This window comes from Bradyrhizobium tropiciagri, from assembly GCF_018130545.1.
Lineage (GTDB): Bacteria > Pseudomonadota > Alphaproteobacteria > Rhizobiales > Xanthobacteraceae > Bradyrhizobium > Bradyrhizobium tropiciagri_A.
In genome coordinates this window covers 360,713-382,476 of the sequence record NZ_JAFCKF010000002.1, presented here as the reverse complement: position 1 = coordinate 382,476, position 21,764 = coordinate 360,713, and the positions used below count along the sequence as shown (strand labels likewise).

Annotated in this window: 21 protein-coding genes; 13 read left to right on the top strand and 8 right to left on the bottom strand. The window is 65.3% G+C overall.

Features of this window, described 5'->3' with window-relative positions; translation table 11 throughout:
* Positions 1-36 precede the first annotated feature (36 nt).
* Positions 37-1,443, top strand: coding sequence for a sensor histidine kinase (locus JQ616_RS08390; RefSeq protein ID WP_212013621.1), 1,407 nt, complete (start codon positions 37-39; stop codon positions 1,441-1,443).
* Complete coding sequence (locus JQ616_RS08385) at positions 1,440-2,102, top strand: response regulator (RefSeq protein WP_212013620.1); 663 nt, start codon at positions 1,440-1,442, stop codon at positions 2,100-2,102. Before JQ616_RS08390 ends, JQ616_RS08385 begins: the two co-directional genes overlap by 4 nt.
* A gap of 617 nt (positions 2,103-2,719) precedes the next feature.
* Here JQ616_RS08385 and JQ616_RS08380 read toward each other — a convergent pair.
* Positions 2,720-3,295: a TetR/AcrR family transcriptional regulator gene (locus JQ616_RS08380; RefSeq protein WP_212013619.1), complete on the bottom strand. Its 576-nt coding sequence runs from the start codon at positions 3,293-3,295 to the stop codon at positions 2,720-2,722.
* Positions 3,296-3,404: 109 nt separating this feature from the next.
* Here JQ616_RS08380 and JQ616_RS08375 point away from each other — a divergent pair, with 109 nt between their 5' ends.
* The 9 genes from JQ616_RS08375 (at position 3,405) to JQ616_RS08335 (ending at position 10,997) form a co-directional block, all read left to right on the top strand.
* Positions 3,405-4,247, top strand: a complete 843-nt coding sequence (locus JQ616_RS08375) for an alpha/beta hydrolase (RefSeq protein WP_212013617.1) — start codon at positions 3,405-3,407, stop codon at positions 4,245-4,247.
* Between the two features lie 73 nt (positions 4,248-4,320).
* The gene (locus JQ616_RS08370; RefSeq protein WP_212013616.1) at positions 4,321-5,211 is read left to right on the top strand and encodes an alpha/beta fold hydrolase; all 891 of its coding nucleotides are present in this window, start codon (positions 4,321-4,323) and stop codon (positions 5,209-5,211) included.
* Between the two features lie 36 nt (positions 5,212-5,247).
* A complete protein-coding gene (locus JQ616_RS08365) occupies positions 5,248-6,378 on the top strand; it encodes an acyl-CoA dehydrogenase family protein (RefSeq protein ID WP_212013615.1) in 1,131 nt (376 codons plus the stop codon).
* A 10-nt stretch (positions 6,379-6,388) separates the two neighbouring features.
* Positions 6,389-6,811: a thioesterase family protein gene (locus JQ616_RS08360; RefSeq protein ID WP_212013614.1), complete on the top strand. Its 423-nt coding sequence runs from the start codon at positions 6,389-6,391 to the stop codon at positions 6,809-6,811.
* 303 nt (positions 6,812-7,114) lie between these two features.
* Positions 7,115-7,741 carry an HAD family hydrolase gene (locus JQ616_RS08355; RefSeq protein ID WP_212013613.1) on the top strand — a complete coding sequence of 209 codons (627 nt, stop codon included), beginning with the start codon at positions 7,115-7,117 and terminating at the stop codon, positions 7,739-7,741.
* Between the two features lie 25 nt (positions 7,742-7,766).
* Positions 7,767-8,978: a molybdopterin molybdotransferase MoeA gene (locus tag JQ616_RS08350; protein WP_212013612.1), complete on the top strand. Its 1,212-nt coding sequence runs from the start codon at positions 7,767-7,769 to the stop codon at positions 8,976-8,978.
* A gap of 243 nt (positions 8,979-9,221) precedes the next feature.
* Positions 9,222-9,926 (top strand): transcriptional repressor LexA, encoded by a 705-nt coding sequence (lexA, locus tag JQ616_RS08345; RefSeq protein WP_212013610.1) that lies wholly within the window; start codon positions 9,222-9,224, stop codon positions 9,924-9,926.
* Positions 9,927-10,183: 257 nt separating this feature from the next.
* Positions 10,184-10,612 (top strand): hypothetical protein, encoded by a 429-nt coding sequence (locus JQ616_RS08340; protein ID WP_212013608.1) that lies wholly within the window; start codon positions 10,184-10,186, stop codon positions 10,610-10,612.
* 157 nt (positions 10,613-10,769) lie between these two features.
* Complete coding sequence (locus JQ616_RS08335; RefSeq protein WP_212013605.1) at positions 10,770-10,997, top strand: hypothetical protein; 228 nt, start codon at positions 10,770-10,772, stop codon at positions 10,995-10,997.
* On the opposite strand, the gene JQ616_RS08330 is transcribed toward JQ616_RS08335, so the two are convergent.
* The 3 genes from JQ616_RS08330 to JQ616_RS08320 form a co-directional block, all read right to left on the bottom strand.
* Entirely contained in the window at positions 10,994-13,276 is a 2,283-nt protein-coding gene (locus JQ616_RS08330; protein ID WP_212013603.1) for a ComEC/Rec2 family competence protein, read from the bottom strand. The genes JQ616_RS08335 and JQ616_RS08330 overlap by 4 nt on opposite strands.
* Before the next feature lie 125 nt (positions 13,277-13,401).
* The gene (locus JQ616_RS08325) at positions 13,402-13,788 is read right to left on the bottom strand and encodes a YybH family protein (RefSeq protein ID WP_212013602.1); all 387 of its coding nucleotides are present in this window, start codon (positions 13,786-13,788) and stop codon (positions 13,402-13,404) included.
* A 46-nt stretch (positions 13,789-13,834) separates the two neighbouring features.
* A complete protein-coding gene (locus JQ616_RS08320) occupies positions 13,835-15,514 on the bottom strand; it encodes a glutamine--tRNA ligase/YqeY domain fusion protein (RefSeq protein WP_212013601.1) in 1,680 nt (559 codons plus the stop codon).
* 167 nt (positions 15,515-15,681) lie between these two features.
* Between JQ616_RS08320 and gltX the strand changes: the two genes are divergently transcribed.
* Positions 15,682-17,103: a glutamate--tRNA ligase gene (gltX, locus tag JQ616_RS08315; protein ID WP_212013600.1), complete on the top strand. Its 1,422-nt coding sequence runs from the start codon at positions 15,682-15,684 to the stop codon at positions 17,101-17,103.
* A gap of 160 nt (positions 17,104-17,263) precedes the next feature.
* Complete coding sequence (gene gltA / locus JQ616_RS08310) at positions 17,264-18,565, top strand: citrate synthase (RefSeq protein WP_212013599.1); 1,302 nt, start codon at positions 17,264-17,266, stop codon at positions 18,563-18,565.
* A gap of 32 nt (positions 18,566-18,597) precedes the next feature.
* On the opposite strand, the gene JQ616_RS08305 is transcribed toward gltA, so the two are convergent.
* From JQ616_RS08305 to JQ616_RS08290, 4 genes are all read right to left on the bottom strand, one after another.
* A complete protein-coding gene (locus JQ616_RS08305; RefSeq protein ID WP_212013598.1) occupies positions 18,598-18,933 on the bottom strand; it encodes an ArsR/SmtB family transcription factor in 336 nt (111 codons plus the stop codon).
* Positions 18,934-18,939: 6 nt separating this feature from the next.
* The gene (locus tag JQ616_RS08300) at positions 18,940-19,599 is read right to left on the bottom strand and encodes an SRPBCC family protein (RefSeq protein ID WP_212013597.1); all 660 of its coding nucleotides are present in this window, start codon (positions 19,597-19,599) and stop codon (positions 18,940-18,942) included.
* A 113-nt stretch (positions 19,600-19,712) separates the two neighbouring features.
* Positions 19,713-20,891 (bottom strand): lipid-A-disaccharide synthase, encoded by a 1,179-nt coding sequence (gene lpxB / locus JQ616_RS08295; protein ID WP_212013596.1) that lies wholly within the window; start codon positions 20,889-20,891, stop codon positions 19,713-19,715.
* Positions 20,891-21,748 (bottom strand): LpxI family protein, encoded by an 858-nt coding sequence (locus tag JQ616_RS08290; protein ID WP_212013594.1) that lies wholly within the window; start codon positions 21,746-21,748, stop codon positions 20,891-20,893. The genes lpxB and JQ616_RS08290 overlap by 1 nt, the downstream gene beginning before the upstream one ends.
* Positions 21,749-21,764 lie beyond the last annotated feature (16 nt).

The following is a 21,764-nucleotide window of genomic DNA, read 5'->3' as shown; positions in this document are numbered from 1 at the left end:
GCTGGAGGCCGTCTGCGACCCCTTGAGGATGCGCCGATGTGGATTTGGTCCGGAAGCGATCTGAAGCTGCGGCTGACGCTGCGTGTCGCGCTCGTGACGGCGCTCTGCTTTGCCGCCATCGCCGGCTACTTCCTGATCGACTCCGACCGTGCGGTGCGTGCCAGGATCGCGGCCGTTGCCGACGTCGCCGCCAAGACGCTGGAGCTGCAGCAAAGCAAGATCCAGTGGCTGAACAATCCGCGCTCCGAATTCCCCGATCTCGACAGCGTTGCCGGCTCGGTCATGGCACCCGGCCTGTGTCTCGCATTTCGCAGCACGAGCGGCGAGATCAGCCAGCGCTTCTGCGGCGGCGCGCAGACCGATGCGGCCGCGCCGCCGCAGGCCTTCGCAACGCTCTATCGCCGCCTGTTCGATCCCGGCCGCGAAGCCGTCCGCCCGGTGCTGTCGCGCGGCCAGGCGATCGGCGAGGCCGTGGCCTGGGTCGATCCGGCCGTGCTGACCGCCGAGGCCTGGCACGACGCCGGCCGCCTGATGGCGGCACTGATGATCGCGCTGCCGCTGCTCTGTGCCCTGGTCTATGCCGCACTGGCGCGCGCGCTGCGTCCGACGCGGCTGATCCGCGACGGGCTCGAGCGGATCGCCACAGGCGACCTCGCCGCGCGCCTGCCGCCGTTCGATCTCGCCGAATTGTCGGCAATCGGCGACGTCTTCAACCAGCTTGCCGAGCGCCTTGCCACCACGCTCTCCGAGCGCAACGCGCTGACGCAAAAACTGATCCTGGTGCAGGACGAGGAACGCCGGCACCTCGCGCGCGAACTGCATGACGAGTTCGGGCAGTCGCTGGCCGCGATCCGCGCGCTCGCCGCCTCGGCACGCCTGACCGCGGTTCAGGATTGTCCGCCTTTGCTCGCCGAATGCGACGGCATCGCACGGACCGCGACCGACATGATGGAGACGTTGCGCGGCGCCCTGTTCAGGTTGCGCCCGCCCGATGTCGACGAACTCGGACTTGCCGCCAGCCTGGAAGGCCTGATCGCCGGCTGGAACGGCCGCAGCCGGGGAACGCCGCGATTCGAGATCGTCATGGCGGGATCGTTCGAGCATATTCCCACCTCGGTCAGTGCCAACCTCTACCGCATCGTCCAGGAGGCGCTCACCAATGTGGCCAAGCACGCCGGCGCCACCCGCGTGACGCTGCGGCTTCAGATGCGCGAGGCCTCACCAGGCGACGCCGGCGAAATCGCGCTCGCGATCGACGATGACGGCCGGCCCGGCGATTCCCCGGTCAAGTCCGGCATGGGCCTGCTCGGCATGCGCGAACGGGTCGCTGCGTTGGGCGGGCGACTGAGCTTCGAGACCCGACAGCCCGACGGCTCTGCACTCCGCGTCACCGTTCCCATCGTAGCTAGCCCAGGCGTCGCACGGATAGAATGCACGGCATGAGCAATACGGCGCGAACCATCATGCTGGTCGACGACCACGCCGTCGTTCGCGAGGGCTACCGGTCGATGCTGCAGAAGCAGCCGGGCCTCCGCGTCGTCGCCGAAGCCTCCGGCGGTGCCGAGGCCTATCGCCTCTACAAGGAGACCGGGCCCGACCTCGTGATCATGGACCTGTCGATGCCCGGAATCGGCGGCATCGAAGCCATCCGGCGCCTCCGGCAATGGGACAAGCACGCAAAAATCCTGGTGTTCACCATGCACCAGAATGCGGCCTTTGCGGTGCAGGCGATCCGCGCCGGCGCGAGCGGTTATGTCACCAAGACCAGCCCACCGGAAACACTGGTGCACGCCGTGATGGATGCGTTGTCCGGCAAGATCGCGATCAGTCCTGATATCGACCACGAGCTTGCGCTCAGCCATCTCGCCGGCGAGACCGCCGCCGCCGACCTGCTGACCGCGCGCGAGTTCGAGGTGCTGCGCATGCTGCTCGCGGAGAAGACCACCGACGAGATCGCCGAGGTGCTGCACCTCAGTCCCAAGACGGTCGCGAACCTGCATTCCCTGATCAAGGACAAGCTCGGCGTCGGCACCGATATCGAGCTGGTCCGCCTCGCGCTGCGGCAGGGCATCCTGACACAGATAGATCTGGGTGAACGCTGAGCTACTGCGGCCCCGGCCTGTGATGCATGCCATCACTCACCAAGATTTTTCGGCGCAAAGAGAGGCCCCAGCGAGGGGTACACACGCCGGGGCCAGAGCAACTCAGTGACGCGATCCTAAGCCATGCCGCGATAGTTTCATCTGCCCCTCCGGAGTACCGGAATCGTACGGGGTCGAAGATGCGAACCTTTTTGCTCGCTCGTCCGTATCCGTACAGGTCAGGATTTTGTCATCCCTCCTGGGACTAGAACCAGCGCCGTCCGCCTTATTTCAATGCGGGCGGCGTTGCTCATTTCTGGTCGGGAACAGGATGAGGCGGGGACGAGCTGGCGCCGCCGACAACATCGAAAGTTCCCGGACAGGAACCGGAACGGATACTTACCCATGTTAGTTGGACAGAATGATTTCGAGAGATGGAGCGTCCGACGCCGTGACCCGGAAAACCTTGCAAGCGCGTTCAGAGCAGGCGCTCGTCGTTGTCATTCTCAGCACCGGCGCGCTGATCGCCTATCTTGGCCTGGCGCTCTCCCGGATGTGAGAGCCCGATCGACCCGGCCCAGCTGAACGAGTTCCCTTCCCGCTTCCTCAAGAACTGCCATTCCGGAAAATGACCGGGCTCAGCGCGAACTGTCGATCAGGTCTCCGAGCTGCCTTGCGGTGATCAGGATGGGCTCGCTGCTTCGCGCAATCCGGGACTGAATGAGGGCCCCCTGGATCGCTGACGTGCAGAGGATGGCAAGCGCTTCCGCACGGCTCTGGGTAAAGCCATCGCCGATCAAGCGCTCCTTCAGGATCGCAATCCTCCCGGCATAGGCTTCTCGTCCCGCCTTGGTGACCGCCCGATCTTCGGGGGCGAGTTCCAGAAGAACCGTGGTGATCGGGCAGCCATCGCGATAACCCGACTTGCTCATCCATCCCGACAACAGACGCGCGTGAGACTGCAGCAGGTCTGACGTTGACGCGGCGGTCTCGGCCAGCTTGCGCAAGGTCACTTCAAGCCGCTGACCGGCCTCGATCACGGCCGCTTCCGCGATGGATGGCTTCCCGTGAGGAAAATAATAATAGACCGATCCCTTCGGAGCGCCGCTGGCATCGACGATGTCGTTCAGGCCGGTGGCCGAATATCCGCGCCTCCTGAACAGCGTCACGGCCGAGCGGACGATGGATTCCTTATGCATGGGGCGGCGCGGCATGAGATTTCCTGAGGGTCGAACGCCGTAAGGACGGTTCGCCGATTATATTGACTGGTCTATTTCCCATGGTCAATGAGACATCCAGCCAAACGGTCGTTGGAGGCTGAGAATGCTGGATAGATTGATCAAATCGACGATCAGGTGGATGCCGACCGGCGCGGCCCTTGCGTGCGCAAAACACCTGGCGTCGCGCCCGCCGCGACCGCCTATCAGCGAAGCGGAAGGTGCCGCGATGGCGAAGGCCACCAGACTTGCCGGCTTGAAGTGGAACGGCGATGCGGTCTGGAGTTGGGGCACGGGACCCACCGTCCTTCTCGTCCACGGCTGGGGTGGCCGTGCAGCCCAGATGGCGCCGATGGCCCTGACAATCGCTCAGCACGGCATGCGCGCGGTTGCCTTCGATATCGCCGGACACGGCAGTTCGCCGGAGCCGCTGGCGAAGTGGGAATTTTTTATTCGCGATATCGGCGTGATGTCACACCGGCTCGGCAACGTTCATGGGCACGTCGGGCATTCTGCCGGCGGCCTCTCCATGATGGCGGCACGACATCTCTACGCATTGGCACCGTCGAAATTCGTCTGCATTTGCGCGCCGTCTCACCCGCACCCTCCTGTGCGCGGCCTGGCCCAGCGGTTGAATCCGCGAGCGTCGGTGCTGGAACGATACAAGACGTTCCTTGCCAACCAATTCCAGTCGTCCTGGTCGGATCTCGAAGCTGGCGCGGCCTACAGGGGTGCGGGCGCCGACCTTCTGCTCTGTTACGACCACAAGGATCGGTTCGTCGATCATTCCGATGGCGACAGAATCCAGAGCTTCTGTCCCGGATCGCAGCTGCTGAAAACCAAGGCTCACGGTCACACCCGGATTCTGGCCGCGCCTGATGTCATTCAATCGGTGACCGACTTCCTGGCTCCGTCGCCGGCGAAGCAGCGGATGACTGCCGTTGCATGATTGCAGATTGATCCGGGCACCGGATTGATCAGGCAGATCTCAGGAAAGAACCCACAATCAGGAGAAACGACCCATGTTCGACGGGTTCACACTTCAAAAGCGAACGATCGATCAAATCGAGATTGCCTACAGGGTTGCGGGCGAAGGGCCGCCAGTCTTGTTGCTGCACGGCTTTCCGCAGAACATGACGATGTGGGCCTATATCGCGCCGCTGATCGTCAAGTCCGGCTATACTGTCGTCTGCGCGGATCTTCGCGGGTACGGTGACTCCGCGAAGCCGAAATGCCTGCCCGACCTGACGAACTACAGCTTCCGGGCCTTCGCGCAGGACCAGATCGGGCTGATGCGTGAGCTCGGCTACGACAGGTTTCACGTCATCGGGCACGATCGGGGCGCGCGGACCGGCCACCGAATGGCGCTCGATCATCCTGAGGCCGTCCTGAGCCTGGCAATCCTCGACATCGTGCCGACCTACACCATGTTCATGGACGTCAACCGGCACGTCGCGAAGGCCTATTGGCACTGGTACTTCCTGACCCAACCCGAACCGTTTCCGGAAACGATCATCGCAAGCAATCCCGACGCCTTCTATGGATCGTGCCTGTTCGGCATGGGACGAATCGATCTCTCCGGCTTCGATCCGCAGCAGATCGCGGATTACCGACGTTGCTGGCAGACGCCGGAGATGATCCACGGATCATGCTCGGACTATCGCGCGGCCGCGACGGTCGATCTTGAGCTCGACAGCGCCGACATCGACCGCAAGGTCGATTGCCCGTCCCTCGTCTTCTTCGGCGCCAAGGGCCACATGGCCCGGCTGTTCGACATGCCGAAGGAATGGAGCAAGCGGCTTTCGAACATGACGCACGCTTCGTTGCCGGGCGCTCACTTCTTTCCGGATGAATTCCCGCGCGAGACCGCCGACGAGCTCATCCGTTTCCTCGACGCAAATCGCAACCAGTGAATGCCGCAACGTTCGGGACCGGCCAGGGAGCTCACGATGTCGAACAATGACCACATGGTTCAGGCGCGGAACGCCGCGGTCGAGGCGATGCCGCGCGTCGATCCCGATAGCGCAGGACCGGACACGGTCGCGCGGGTATTGGACATCTTCGCGGCCCACAATCTCCTGACCTTCGGCTTCTCGCACCCGGGAGCAACAGGTCCGCAGGCCGGCGACATGCGGAAGGCCTGTACGGTCATCGCCGAACTGGCGAGCCATTCCGGCGCGCTCGCCACCATCTTCATGGTGAGCGGCCTGCTCCCTCCGCTATGTGTCTCCTATGGCGGGAGCCCCGAGCAGAAGGCGGACCTGATGCCGAAAGTGGCGGCCGGGAAACTCCAACTGGCGTTCGCGATGACGGAGCCCGGCGCAGGCTCGGACGCCGCCGGCATCGCGACCGAAGCGTTCGCCAATGCCGATGGCGGCTACATCGTGCAAGGTGAGAAAATCTACATTACGGGCCCCGCGACCGCCGACTTGATTCTCACGATCGCGAAGACGTCGCCGATCAATCCAAAGGCCTTCGGAATCGTGATGGTACCGAAAGCGTCGGCGAACCTGACCGTCGAACCCTTGGCCAAGCTCTCTGGCAATGCCATGCCCTCCTGCAAGGTCACGTTCGACAGTGTTTCCGTTCCATCGACGAGTATTCTTGGCGGGCCGGCAGGCCTCGAGAATGCATGGTCGCTGCTTCGCAACACCGGTTCGCTCGAGCGACTATTGGTGGCCGCGATGGCCTGCGGGCTCGCGCGCGCAGCCACGCGCCGGGCGACCGAGTTCATTCGAGAGCGCCGCCAGTTCGGCAAGGCGCTGAGGGATTTTCAGGCGATCCAGCACTCGGTTGTCGAGATGACGACCCTGACGAAGGGCATGGAGTTGTTCCTGGAGAATGCCGTGCAGATGAACGAGAGCGGCGAAGACGCGACGCAGGCGATCTCCATGGCGAAGTATTTCTGCTCGGAGCAGCTCCAGCGCGTGGTCGAAATCGCCGTCCGCGTGCTCGGCGGCCGCGCCTATTTCGAATTCGAGCCGGTCTCGCGCATGTACCGCGAAGCGCCATTCTGCCTGTTTGCCGGCGGGACCGTCGAAATCCAGAAGATGCTGATCGCACGCACCCTCTCGATATAGGAGCCATCCGGTGACCACTCAGCCTCTTGCAGTCGGCATCCGCCATACGCTCACGGTCCCGGTCGATGGCCGCCTCACGGTGCCGGCCGTGGCTGCGGCTTTCACGGGGTTCGCCGACATGCCGCCGGTCTTCGCCACGGCGTTTCTGGTTGGCTTCGTCGAATGGGCGTGCATCGAGGCTCTGAAGCCTCATCTGGAGTCGGGACAGAAGACCGTGGGCACCCACGTCGATCTGAGCCACAGCGCCGCGACGCCGGTCGGCATGAACGTCACGGCCGAGGTCGAACTGATTTCGATCGAAGCACGAAAACTGCGCTTCAAGGCCATTTGCCGCGATGAGGTCGAGATCATCTCCGAGGGCTTCCACGAACGCGCCATTGTTGACGTCGGCCGCTTCCTGGGGCGCCTGGAGAAGAAGGGTGCGGCCCGCTGAGGGCGCGCGTCGGACGGTGACGTGTTTGCGCGCGTGTGCTGACTGGACACGACGCGCAACTCAGCAAAAACCTGTCAATCCCGCCCCCTGCTTCAGAGCGACGAAACGAAGGCAAGACTCGGACAATCCATGTCGCAAGAAACGCGAACTTATGACCCACCAGCGGCGCCACGCACTCGGCCGGGACGACGGTAGTGTACGCGGGATCAGTCTCGCGAAGGATGGATCGCCAGGCCCAAACACATGTCATTGAAATCGAGGACATTGCCGGCTGCCCGCAATTTTCGTACATGGTTTCACGCAATGACCTCGCATCTCTCCCCCGATTCCGTCGACGTGCTGCTGTTCGATATCGGCCGCGTCGTGCTCGACATCAACTTTGACAAGGTGATGGCGCACTGGGCGCAGCATGCCGGCTGTGCGCCGTCCGACCTCGCCACGCGTTTTGTCGTCGACGACAGCTTCAAGCACCACGAGATCGGCCGGATCGACGATGCGGCGTTCTTCGAGAACCTGCGCCGGACGCTCGGAATCGACATCACCGATGCGCAATTCCTCGAAGGCTGGAATTCGATCTTCACCGGCGAGATGCCCGATATCGCCCCCCTGCTCGCGGCCGCGGCGAAGCGGATGCCGCTCTACGCGTTCTCCAACACCAATCCGGCCCATGTCGCGCATTTCTCGGTTGCCCATGCCGAGCTGCTGAGCCATTTCCGCACCGTGTTCCTGTCCTCGAGCATCGGCCATCGGAAACCCGACGCCGAGGCATACGATCATGTGGTAAAAGCCATCGGCGTGTCGGCGTCGCGGATCCTGTTCTTCGACGACCTGGCCGCCAATATCGAAGGCGCGCGAGCGCGCGGCCTTCATGCGATCCACGTGACATCGACGGATGACGTGGCAAGGGCGCTGACCGCGCTCGGTATTTGAACCCTGGACTTGAGGAGCTCCGAGCGTGGCCCTGATGCCGGTTGCCGATGCCCTGTCCGCCGTCCTAGCCGGCGCCGAACCGCTGCCGGAGGAGATGGTCGCGCTCGATGCCGCCTATCACCGCACCCTGGCACACGACCTCGCCGCGCGGCGCACCCAGCCGCCGCAGCCGATGTCGGCGATGGACGGCTATGCGGTGCGCGCCGCCGATGCGGCTGACCTGAAGGCGCGGCTTAAGGTGATCGGCGAAGTCGCCGCCGGCCGGCCGTTCGAGCGGACGGTCGCGTCAGGTGAAGCGGTGCGGATCTTCACTGGCGGGGTGATCCCTGACGGCGCCGACGCCGTCATCATCCAGGAAGACACTGCCGTCGACGGCGACCGCATCACGATCACCGAGGCTGCCGCCGTTGGACGGCACATCCGTCCCGCGGGGGTCGACTTCCGCGAGGGCGACGTGCTGCTCGCTGCCGGCAGCCGCCTCTCCGACCGGGCGCTGTCGCTGGCGGCCGCCATGAACCATCCGGAACTCGCCGTCCGCCGCCGACCGAAGGTCGCCGTGCTCGCCACCGGCGACGAGCTGGTGATGCCGGGCTCGCAGCCCGGTCCCGGCCAGATCGTCTATTCCAACGGCTATGCGCTGCGGGCGCTGGCACGCGCCGAAGGCGCCGAGACCGTTGATCTCGGGATTGCCGCCGACACGGTGGAATCGACCACCGCCGGCATCCGCCGGGCGCGGGACACCGGCGCCGATATCCTGATCACGACCGGCGGCGCCTCGGTCGGTGACCACGACCTGGTCAAGCGGTCGCTGGAGGCCGAGGGCGTCGACATGGCGTTCTGGCGGATCGCGATGCGGCCCGGCAAGCCGATGATGCATGGCCGGCTCGGGGCAATGCGGGTGATCGGCCTGCCCGGCAATCCGGTGTCGTCCTATGTCTGCGCCTTCCTGTTTTTGGTGCCATTGATTCGGGCATTGAGCGGCCAAAAAACGATTCATCATGCCCGCGCGAGCGCTTTGCTCGGCCGCGACCTCGCCGCCAACGACCAGCGCGAGGACTATCTGCGCTCGCGTCTCGAAGAGCGCGAGGACGGCACGCTGATCGCAACGCCCGTGATGCAGCAGGATAGTTCGCTGCTCGGGAATCTCGCTGCGGCACGGGCACTTCTCGTGCGTCCGCCGTTTGCGCCGGCCGCCGTCGCAGGCAGCGAATGCGAGATCCTGACGCTGCCCGAATAGGGTTTTCTCACCGCGCCGATTGTGCGCCGCCGAGCGTGTTCACCGGAAATTAAGTGGTTGCGGAACACATATCGAACATATAGTGTCCGTTCATGATTTGTTTCGAGTACTGGTGTCTACAATCGGGAGGCCGCCAGGGAGCGCTTGCAACAAGCAGCATGCTCCTGAGGTCAGGCCCGGCCTGCAGGCCCCACTGAAGAGTCTCGGAATCGAACGACGCTATCAACCGGGGGAATACTCGAGATGCTCACGCGCAAACAGTACGAACTTCTGCGTTTCATCAATGAACGTCTGAAAGAGGCCGGTGTGCCGCCCTCCTTCGATGAGATGAAGGACGCACTCGACCTGCGCTCGAAGTCCGGTATCCACCGCCTGATCACTGCTCTGGAGGAGCGCGGCTTCATCCGTCGCCTGCCCAACCGCGCCCGCGCCATCGAAGTCATCAAGCTGCCCGAGCTGGCGGCCGGCGGCGGCAACGGCCGTCGCGGCTTCACGCCGAGCGTCATCGAAGGCACCCTCGGCAAGCGCACCAGCACGCCGCCGGTCGCCGAGGACGACGGCAACCGTCCGGTCGCGGTCCCCGTCATGGGCCGGATCGCCGCCGGTACCCCGATCGAGGCGTTGCAGACCCGCAGCCACACCATCAGCGTACCGCCCGACATGCTGGGCTCCGGCGAGCACTATGCGCTGGAAGTGCGCGGCGACTCGATGGTCGACGCCGGCATCCTCGACGGCGACATGGCGCTGATCCAACGCAACGACGTCGCCAACACGGGCGACATCGTCGTGGCGCTGATCGACGAGGAGGAAGCCACCCTGAAGCGCTTCCGTCGCCGCGGTGCATCGATCGCGCTGGAGCCGGCCAACACCGCCTATGAGGTGCGCATCCTGCCGCCGAACCGGGTTCGCATCCAGGGCAAGCTGATCGGGCTCTATCGCAAGTACTAAGATTGCAAATACTTGCGACGGCGAGGAACGAGCGGCAGATCGGACCGTTCCTTGGAAGATAGCGCAACGTGCAGCCTGCCCGACGCGCTCCGATACCTCTCGCGCAGCGTCGCGTGTTTGTGATCGGAGCGTTCGGCCGGCCAGTCGTACAATCGCCCAGAAACGGGCAGACGCTCGTTCGCTATCGTCCACTCTGGTAGAGGCCCTATGCCTCAAAGAGAGGCACGGGTCGCTACCTCGATATGAGGAGCCATCCGATGTGTGACTATAGTCTGCACGCCGTGGCATCGCGCCCCGCCATTGTCGGAGAGACGCTGATCACCACGACCTTCCGCGGCACGTCGACCCGCGGCTTTGCTTCGGAGAACGATCCTACCGTCGCGGTCTGCATGCTGCCGGGCACCGAGCTCGCTTTCGCCGAGAACGTTCGCTACGACAGCCGCTGGATCTGGACCAAGACGCTGAACTATCGGGTCGGCGTGTTCAATGAGGTCGAGCCCGACGTGCCCGATCGCCATCATGACGCGGTCGAATTCCCCGACGGCAGCCATGTGCTGGTGACCCAGCTGGTCGAGGGACAGCGTGTCAGCGTGCTGCAATTGCCGGCGCTGCATCCGCCGGTCGCACAGAAGCCGAAGGTTGTGGAGCGGCGGCCCTCCGCATTCGCGTCGCTGTTTTTGGGTTGAACGCATCGTCGCCGCAGGATGAGCCAGCGGCGAGTGACCGAAACGATTTCGAGCGACCCCGGACATCGGGTTCCGGGGCGCGGTAGGAGATTTGCGTCGGCGGCCACCTTGGCGCATCATCGGGCACAGAGGACGTGCACTCACGGAAACCTGCTCGGTGGTCGATAAGGTCACATGGCAAAAGGCTGGACGCGTCACGGAGCCGGGCCGCTACATGTTCCGGTTCGGCTGGCTGACGGTCACGGCTGACGACCTGAAGGTCTGGGAGCAGTTTCCCGAGGCGTCGTTCACCCTCGTCAAGAAGCCCGACGCCGGCCCCGATTCCGACGAGTACCATCTCGGCCTGTTCGAGCTGCCTTCCGGCCCCTCACCCGACCCCAGCTAATCCTCACCCTGCAAATCGGTCTCCGCGGGCGTCGCATCGATGGCCGGCCGTGGCGCGGGGGCGCGGAGCGTCGTCTCGGCCTCGCCGTCGCCGGGAACCGCTGGCGACCACGGCCGGTCGATCCCGCCGGGCTTGACCGCATCGATGGCGTAGCCGTCGCGGGTCCTGCGCAGCACCAGAGCACCGTGGCGCCGCAACCGCTCGGCGTCGACCACTGAGGCCGCGCAGCCCCGCGGCGGCGGCGGCCGGGCTGTGACGATCAGCGCCGCGCGCTCGCAATCGTCAACCAACGCCTCCGGCCGGGTCGCCAGCGCGACGAACGCGCCGCCGGGCCCCTGGACCACGCAGCCGCTCGGATCGCAGGAGACGCCCTCACCGAGCGATGCGTCGGTCACGGTCCGCGCATCGGCATCCGCCGCCAGCCATTCCTTGACGAGGAATGCATCCTTGGCGCTGTGCATCAGATGCAGCCGCCCGTCGCCGCCGCGCACTGCGACGTTGCGGCCGTCGGCGGAAATCAGCACGTCCGGTTGCGGCACAAGCAGCGCCCAGACCGATGCCACGACCAGAAGCACCGCGCCCGACCAGCGCAGCGGCGTGCGCAGCAGCCCGAGCAGGATGAGGCCCGCGCTGGCTGCGATCAACGGCCCGATGCCGAACGCCGCCATCCGGCCGACCGCGCCGGGCAGCGCGGCGACCCATTGCGTCACCAGGATCATCCAGTCGATGCCAAAGCCCATGATCGCCCAGAATACGCCGTCGAAGCCGAATGGCATGGCGAGCAGCCCGAGCAGGCCGGCCGGCATCACGACTGCCGACACCACCGGCATTGCCGCGAGGTTGGCGAGCAGCCCGTAGGGCGTCACGCGATGGAAATGGAATGCGGCATAGGGCGTCGTCGCCAGCCCCGCCACCAGCGAGGCCAGCATCAGCATCGTCAGCTCACGCCCGCCCCACAGCGCAACGCGCGCGGTCGCCGAATGATCCGGCGACGCCAACAGGTTCGGCAGCCCGATCTGCACCAGCGCCACCAGCCCGAGCGTCGCGGCAAACGACATCTGAAAACTGGGGTGCACCAGAGCCTCCGGCGCGATTGCGAGCACGACCAGCGCCGCCACTGCCAGCGAGCGGAAGGTGATCGCGCGGCGATCGACGATAACGGCAATCAGCACCACGGCCGTCATGAAGAACGATCGTTGGGTCGCGACCTCGGCTCCCGACAGCAGGAGATAGAATGCCGCCGCGACGAGCGCGGCCGCGGCGGCCCATTTCTTGATCGGGTATCCCGCCGTCAGCGCCGGAAACAGCGCCAGCAGCGCGCGGATCGTGAAGAACACGACACCGGCAACGACGGCCATGTGGTAGCCGGAGATCGACAGCACATGGCCGAGCCCCGAGATGAACATCGCGTCGTTGACCGGTATCGTGATCGCATCGCGCCGGCCGGTGAGCAACGCGGTTGCGATCGCGCGCTGGTCGCCGTCGAGCGTGGTGCGGATGCGCGCGTCGATGGCGTCACGCAGCCCCTGCATGAAGGCGGCATAGCGCAGTGCAAGCCCGCCGGCGGCCGGCGGCTCCCTGGTCTTCACCGCGCCCATCACGAAGCCAGAGGCGCCGATGCCCTGGAAGTAGAGATCGCGGCCGAAATCATAGGAGCCCGGACGCTGCGGCCCGAGCGGCGGCATCAGTCGCGCCTTCAATTCGACGAAGCTACCGACCTCGGGCGCAGTGCCCTTCTTCACCGAGAGCCTGACGCGCTCGAGTTTTGGCACCTCGCGCTGGCTCTCCATCGACACGACGCGCAGCACGAAGCGGTCAGTCTTCTCCCTGATGTCGCGCGTCTCGACAAAGCCCGTGAGCGCCACGGAGAATATCGGACGCGCCAGCACGCCATGGGCGATCCGCGCCGTCTTCCATGTCGCCATCGCAAAGCCGGCGGCGACCGCAGCGAGCATCACGATGGTGGCAAACGCCTTGTAGCGCCGCGAGAAGACCGCCAGCACGCAGAGCGCGATCGCGACGCTCGCCGCGACCGACAGCACCGGCTCGTGCTCAGCCGCAAAATAGAACGCGATACCGGTGCCGAACGCCACCGGCACCCACGGCAACAGCCGCCCGGCGCCAGCCTCCGCACGTGCCCATTGCCGCAATGTCTCGACGAAAGGCCGCCAGATGCTGGCGCGTGCCGGGATGTAGCCGCCGGCCGGCGCAGCCGCGCGCGGCGGCCACGTCCCCGCGTAGCCGCGTTTGCCGCCCGGCGTGATGCCCTGCTCCGCCATTCCGCTTGCGATCCCTGCCGGGTGACAGGCTAGCGAATGCCGCAGTCAGCCGGCTAGTAGAACGGAACCGAAACACGCAACCGAAGGCTGTGACCTGCGGGGATAGCCGGACGCGCTGAGGCGCGCTAGATCAACGGCGTCTGTGACGAGACGTGATGGCAGGCGATCTTCCAGTCGCCGTCCTCGCGCGCGATCACCCAGGTGATCTTGACGGTGAGCGAAGGCGCATCGCCGTCGAGAAAGAACGACGCGATGCCCGCCATGTTGACGAGATCGGCGTTGACCCGCTCGGTCCTGACCTCGCTGAACCGAACGCGCGGCCCCTGCCAGCGCGGCAGGCCGTCAAAGTAGGCTTTGACGCCATCGCGACCGCGATACAGAGTCGGGTTCGAGCCGAAGAAGAACGCATGCCGCGAGTACAGCGCGGCCAGCGTCTCCGCATCGAGCTTGCTGAAACCCGCGGACCATCTCGCGATGATGGCGGAGGCGATCTCGTCGGTTTCACTTGGCATCGATCGCCTCCGTCAGCTGTCCTTGCTGGCCTATTCTAGCGCTTGTCTAACCCTTGCCGCCGACTTCCTTGGCGAAGGTGTCGCGCAGGCCGATGGTGCGGTTGAACACGAGCTTGTCCGGCGTCGAGTCCGCGTCGCGCACGAAATAGCCTTGCCGCTCGAACTGCATCACCTCGGGCGAATTGCTCTCGGCGATCGCAGGCTCGACCCGCGCATCGCTGAGTACTTCCAGCGACTGCGGGTTGAGGTCGGCGGCGAAATCGGCAGCGTTCGGGCTCGGGTTGGCGAACAGCTGATTGTAGATCCGGATCTCCGCCTGCTTCGACTGCGCAGCCGGCAACCAGTGCATCGTCGCCTTGACCTTGCGGCCGTCGGGCGCGTTGCCGCCCTTGGTCAGCGGATCGTAGGTTGCGCGCAATTCGACGATCTCGCCGGCGTCGTTCTTGATCACGCCGGTGCACTTGATGAAGTAGGCATAGCGCAGCCGCACCTCATTGCCGGGCGAGAGGCGGAAGAACTTCTTCGGCGGGTTCTCCATAAAGTCGTCGCGCTCGATATAGAGCTCGCGGCCGAACGCGATTTTGCGGGTGCCGGCTTCCGGATTGTCGGGGTGGTTGATCGCCTCGAGCTCCTCGACCTGCCCTTCCGGATAGTTCTCGATCACCACCTTGAGCGGCCGCAGCACCGCCATGCGGCGCAGCGACGTGCGGTTCAGCTCCTCGCGGATGCAGAATTCGAGCATGCCGACATCGACCACGCTGTTGGCCTTGGCGACGCCGATGCGCTTGATGAACTCGCGCACCGCGGCCGGCGGCACGCCGCGGCGCTTGAGGCCGGCAACGGTCGGCATCCGCGGATCGTCCCAGCCCGAGACGTGGCCGTCACGGACGAGCTGGGTCAGCACGCGCTTGGACAGCAGCGTGTAGGTCAGGTTCAGCCGGGCCATTTCGTACTGGCGCGGCTTCGACGGCACCGGCAGCTTGTCGAGCAGCCACTCATAGAGCGGACGGTGATCCTCGAACTCCAGCGTGCAGATCGAATGAGTGATGCCTTCGATCGCGTCCGACTGGCCGTGGGCGTAGTCGTAGCTCGGATAGATCGACCATTTGTCGCCGGTGCGCGGATGGTGGGCGTGCAGGATGCGGTACAGCACGGGATCGCGCAGGTTGATGTTGCCGGCCGCCATGTCGATCTTGGCGCGCAGCACGCGTGCACCGTTCGGAAACTCCCCGGCCTTCATGCGGCGGAACAGGTCGAGGTTCTCCTCGACCGAACGGTCGCGGAACGGCGAGTTCTTGCCGGGCTCGGTCAGCGTGCCGCGGGACGTGCGGATCTCCTCCTGCGACTGGTCGTCGACATAGGCATAGCCGGCCTTGATCAGGCCTTCGGCCCAATCATACAGGCGCTCGAAATAGTCAGACGCGAAGAAGAGGTTTTTGCCCCAATCGTAGCCGAGCCAATGGACGTCGGCCTGGATGGAGTCGATGTATTCCTGCTCCTCCTTGGTCGGATTGGTGTCGTCGAAGCGCAGATTGCACTGGCCGCCGAACTCCTGCGCGATGCCGAAATTCAGGGCGATCGACTTGGCGTGCCCGATATGCAGGTAGCCGTTCGGCTCCGGCGGGAAGCGGGTCACGATCCGGTTGTGCTTGTGGGAGGAGAGATCGGCCTGGACGATGTCGCGGATGAAGTCGCGCCCTGCCTCTGCCGTCGTGTCAGTCGTCATCAATGGGTTCCCTGGAGGAGTCAGCTCAACCTTCTGCCAAATTCGTGCGGTCCGGCCAAGGTCTGGTTTCAAGTCTGGTTTGGCCGGCAAAAGGTCAACCGAGGCTTTAGTTATGTCCGGTTCCTGCTATACACCACCGCCCATTCCAGCATACGTCGCACTCGATCATGACCAATTCCGTCGTTACCCGCTTCGCCCCCTCACCGACCGGCTTCCTCCACATCGGAGGCGCCCGAACCGCGCTGTTCAACTGGCTCTATGCCAGGAAGCTCGGCGGCAAGATGCTGCTCCGGATCGAGGACACCGACCGCGAACGCTCCACCAAGGAGGCGATCGACGCCATCCTGGACGGCCTGAAGTGGCTGGAGCTCGATTGGGACGGCGACGTCATCTACCAGTTCAGCCGCGCCGCCCGCCATCGCGAGGTCGCCGAGGGCCTGCTGGCCGCCGGGCGGGCCTATTACTGCTACGCCACGCCGGCGGAGCTGACCGCGATGCGCGAGAAGGCGCGCGCCGAGGGCCGCACCCGCCTCTATGACGGCATGTGGCGCGACCGCGATCCGGCCACCGCGCCCTCGGACGTCAAGCCGACCATCCGCCTCAAGGCGCCGCAAACCGGCGAGACCGTGATCGAGGACCAGGTCCAGGGCCGCGTGGTCTGGCAGAACGAGAACCTCGACGACCTTGTCCTGCTGCGCGGCGACGGCACCCCGACCTACATGCTCGCGGTCGTGGTCGACGACCACGACATGGGCGTCACCCACATCATCCGCGGCGACGACCACCTGATCAACGCCGCGCGCCAGAAGCAGATCTACGACGCGCTGGAGTGGGAGCTGCCGAGCATGTCCCATATCCCGCTGATCCACGGCCCCGACGGCTCGAAACTGTCGAAGCGCCACGGCGCGCTCGGCGTCGACGCCTACCGCGCCCTCGGCTATCTGCCGGCCGCCTTGCGCAACTACCTCGTCCGGCTCGGCTGGAGCCATGGCGACCAGGAGATCTTCTCGACCGAGGAGATGATCGACGCGTTCGATCTCTCGGGCATCGGCCGCTCCGCAGCGCGGTTCGATTTCGCCAAGCTGGAGAACCTCAACGGGCACTACATCCGGCAGAGCGACGATCAATCCCTCGTGACCCAGTTCGAGCGCGTGCTGGATTATGTTCCTGAAGGCGCCGCGCTGAAGGCCAAGCTCAACGACACGACCCGTGCGCAATTGCTGCGGGCGATGCCGAGCCTGAAGGAGCGCGCCAAGACGTTGATCGAGTTGATCGCGGGCGCCTACTTCATCTTCGCCGATCGGCCGCTTGAGCTCGATCCGAAAGCGGCCGCGCTGCTCACGCCGGACACGCGCGCGTTGATCGGCCGTCTGCGAACTGCGCTGGAAGCCGTCAACGACTGGACGGCGGAGAACACTGAGACCGCCATGCGGAATTTCGCCGAGCAGAACAATCTGAAACTCGGCGCCGTCGCCCAGCCGCTGCGGGTGGCGCTGACCGGACGCACAACGTCGCCGGGCATCTTCGACGTGCTGGCCGTCCTGGGACGCCAGGAGTGCCTCGCCCGCCTCGCCGATCAGGCGGTGTGATCCTGCATGGACCCCCTCCAGGGTCCATCTTGCAGCGCACATTGCAATGAGCTACCCAATCCCGGACGCCTTCTCAACAAGCCGTTCCGCCCCGCCATGGGCCGCAATTTAGCGACTGGGCAAGGTCGGTTTTCGCAACGAATTCATCGGGGATATCGCGATGGACGCAAAATCCAGCAAGACAGCCACACTCACCATCGGCAACAAGAACTACGATTTCCCGATCCTGAGCGGCACGATTGGGCCTGATGTCATCGACATCGGCAAGCTCTACGGCCAGGCCGGGCTGTTCACCTACGACCCGGGCTTCACCTCGACCGGCAGCTGCCAGTCGAAGATCACCTACATCGACGGCGACGCCGGCATTCTCGAATACCGCGGCTATCCGATCGAGCAGCTCGCCGAGCACGGCGACTTCCTCGAGACCTGCTACCTCCTTCTCCGCGGGGAGCTTCCGAGCCCGGCGCAGAAGAAGGAGTTCGACTACATGGTCACGCACCACACCATGGTGCATGAGCAGATGGCCCGCTTCTTCCAAGGCTTCCGCCGCGACGCGCATCCGATGGCGATCATGGTCGCGGCCGTCGGCGCGCTGGCCGCGTTTTATCACGACTCCACCGACATCAACGATCCGAAGCAGCGCGAGATCGCCTCGATCCGCATGATCGCGAAGATCCCGACGCTGGCTGCAATGGCCTACAAGTACACGGTCGGCCAGCCCTTCGTTTATCCGAAGAACTCGCTGTCGTTCGCCGAGAACTTCCTCAACATGTGCTTCGCGGTGCCCTGCGAGGAGTACAAGATCAATCCGGTGCTCGCCGACGCGCTGGACAAGATCTTCATCCTGCACGCCGACCACGAGCAGAATGCCTCGACCTCGACGGTGCGCATCGCGGGGTCCTCGGGTGCCAACCCGTTCGCCTGCATCGCGGCCGGCATCGCCTGCCTGTGGGGCCCGGCACATGGTGGCGCGAACGAGGCCGCACTGGCGATGCTCGCTGAGATCGGCACGGTCGACAAGATCCCTGAGTTCATCGCCAAGGTGAAGGACAAGAACAGCGAAGTCCGCTTGATGGGCTTCGGTCACCGGGTCTACAAGAACTACGACCCGCGCGCCAAGATCATGCAGAAGATGTGTCACGCGGTGTTGAAGGAGACCGGCCACGGCGACGATCCGATGCTCAAGGTCGCGCTTGAACTCGAGAAGATCGCGCTCAGCGACCCCTATTTCATCGATCGCAAACTGTATCCGAACGTCGACTTCTATTCGGGCATCACGCTGAAGGCGATGGGCTTCCCAACCTCGATGTTCACCGTGCTGTTCGCGGTCGCTCGCACCGTCGGCTGGATCAGCCAGTGGAGCGAGATGATCGAGGATCCGCAGCAGAAGATCGGTCGTCCGCGCCAGCTCTATACCGGCGTCGCGCGCCGCGACTACGTGCCGATCGACAAGCGCAAGTAAGCTGCATCACTGCGAGTACCGAGACGGCGCCATCATTCCCGATGGCGCCGTTTTCGTTTGCCCCGCGCGACCTCGGTTGCGAGCGCATCGAGGCGCGGCAGCCAGAACGCGCGGAACCGGTCGAGCCAGTCGTCGACCTCACGCAGCCGCCCCGGCTCCACGGCATAGATGCGGCGTGTGCCGTCGGCGCGCACCGACGCAAAGCCGGCGTCCCGCAAGATCCGCAGCTGCTGCGAGACCGCCGACTGGGTGATGCCGAACTCGCGCTGCACGACCACAACGACGTCGCCTGAACTGTGCTCACCGGTCGCCAGCAGCTCCAGGATGCGCCGTCGGACGGGATCGCCGAGAATGTCGAAGGCGTGCATGGGCCGCTAGCCCCCGCCACCCGGCTCGGGCTCGCCGCAGTAGAACGCTGTCGTGTTGGCTCCGGCCCTGCGCGCCGCCGCCTCGTCCGTGCCTGCCTTGATCGAGGCGCTGCACCAATCCGAGCTGCTGCGGCGAATGAAATCCTTGCCGTCCTCCGAACCGGGCCACGCCGCCGCGGCTGCGCGATCGAACTGCCCGCCGAGGCCTGCGGCGATGTAGAGCGCGAACCCCATCAAAGCAAGGTCCCAGCCGACGCCGACGGCGCCGGGCCCATAGCGATCCCAGAAGTCGCCCTCGATCAGCGAAAGATGCTCCAGCTCGAGCCGCGTGCCGCCGGCGCTATCCTCGGCCAGGGTCACTGTAACCCAGCTGACGGTACCCATCGCCTCCCAGGTCACCGCAAGGCGACGTGGCGGTTCGCAGGTCGTGATCTCGCCGCCCGCCTGCCCCTGGAACTGGTAGCGGCCACCAAGCCTCAGATCGCCCGAGATCGGCAGGAACCAGCGCGGAATGCGCTCGGGATTGGTCAGCGCATCCCAGAGATCGGCGATGTCGGTGTCGTAGCTGCGGGTCGCAATCACCGCTCGCGCGGGTTTGCCATCGCGTTCCCGGACGGCGACGTCGCGAACGACGGCTCCGACATAGGCAACCGGATCGATCTTCATCGTGGGCTCCTCACTAATATTAGCTTTAGCTAATATTAGTGCAGTCTAAATATTCAACGCAAGCGGAACCGTTGCGGCAGGATGTCGCCGCAGACGAGGTGATGATCGATTGGCTAGCTCGAGCGGCGGTCTATTTCCGCCAGCACGATATCGGCGGCGCGCACGCTCGGTGGCTGGTCGCCGGTCGACATCTTGCCGTCGATTGTTCCGAACGCCACGAGCTGCCGCAGGCGATCGGGCGAATCCTTGAGCACCTCACCCAGCGCCTGTGCGAGCTTATCCGGCGTGCAGTTCTCCTGCAGGAACTCGGGGATGATATCGCTGCCAATCACGAGATTGGCGAGGATCACCGACGACACCCGAATGGCGCGGCGCAGGATGAATGCCTCGGCGGCGCCGACGCGATAGGCCGTCACCATCGGAATGCCTGATAGCGCGAGCTCCAGCGTCACCGTGCCGGACTTCGCGAGCGCCGCGCGGGCTGTGCGGAACGCGGCGCGCTTCTCGGTCTCGCCGATGGCGAGGCGCGGCGCCACCGGCCACGACGCTGTGCCTTCGCGCACCATCGCGTCGAGATGCGGCATCGTGGGCAGCACGAGTTCGAATTGGGTCTGCTTGTTGAGCTGGCCGAGCGCCGCGCCGAACAGCGCGAGATGATGCCTGATCTCGCTGCGCCGGCTGCCCGGCAGAACCAGCAGGACCGGCGGTTGCGCGTCGCGCCGCTTCTGCTCCTCCTCGTTCGGCCGGAGCGAAGCGAGCTGCTCGGTCAAGGGATGGCCAACATAGCTGCAAGGCGGTCCCTGCAGCTTGCGGTATTCCTCCGGCTCGAACGGCAGCAGCGCGAGCACATGGTCGACATAGGCTCGCATCGCGCGTGCCCGGCCCGGCCGCCAGGCCCACACCGATGGCGACACGTAGTCGACGATCGGGATGTCCGGATTGCGCGCGCGGACCCGGCGCGCGACGCGATGCGTGAAGTCGGGGCTGTCGATGATGACGAGCATGTCGGGCGCGTCGGCGAGCACAGCATCGGCGGTGCGGCGGATCAATTGCAGGATCTTCGGCAATTGCTTCACGACCGCGGCAAAGCCCATGATCGAGAGCTCCTCGATCGGAAACAGCGGGGCGATGCCCTCGCTTGTCATGGCGCGGCCGCCGACGCCGGAAAACGTCACGGCATCACCGAGCCGTTCGCGCAGCACCTTCATCAGCGCCGCACCGAGGCGATCACCGGATTCCTCGGTCGCGATGAGGAAGATCTTGCGGCCGGTGCTGGGACCAGGCGTCTGCATCAGCCGGCCAGTCCGATGACGAACAATCCCTTGGCGTCGGCAGCCTCGATCAGTGCCTGCGGCTCGGCGGCGAGCGTGTTGCCGGCGATCACGGCGATACCCCCGATGCCGGCCGCTGCCGCGCCCTCGACCGTGCGCGGGCCGATGGTCGGCAGATCAAAGCGCAGGTCCTGCTTGCTCTTCGGCGCCTTCACCAGCACGCCGCGGCCGGCCTTGGCGCGAATGCGGCCCTCGGCGCGCAGCCGCGCCACGCGCGCGAGCAGCCCATCGGTGCCTTCGATGTCCTCGACGGCAACCACATGGCCGTCGATCACGACGGCCGCCTGGCCGATGTCGAACGGGCCGAGCGCGTCGAGCACGCCGCGACCGCGCGCGATATCGGCGAGCGCGGCGCTGTCGGGCGTCGCGCGCGTCACGGCGCCTTCCGGCATCAGGAGATCCGGCGCGACATCCTTGATGCCGACCATGCGAAAGCCCTGCTGCTCGAGGATGCGGCCGACGCTCGACAGCAGATGATCGTCGCCACCACGAAACGCGCGCACGACGTGACCGAGCAGGCGCAGCGTGCCCCAGTCGAGCCGGATCTCCGACAGCGCGGGACGCACCAAGGTGCCGATGAAAATCAGGTCGCGGCAACCTTCATCGCGGAACAGCCGCGTCGCCCGCCCGAGCTGGCCGACCGAGATCCAGCGGTGACGAAACTTCTGCAGACGCGCGGGATCGCAGGCGCCGCGCAGCGCGAACAGCACCGGCGTGATGCCGCGCGCGATGAGCTGATCCGCTACCGCGAACGGCATGGCGCCGCCGCCGGCGATCACGCCGACCGGCGAGGAAAGCGAGGGAGCCGCTGACGTCATGCTGGCGGCCATCCCC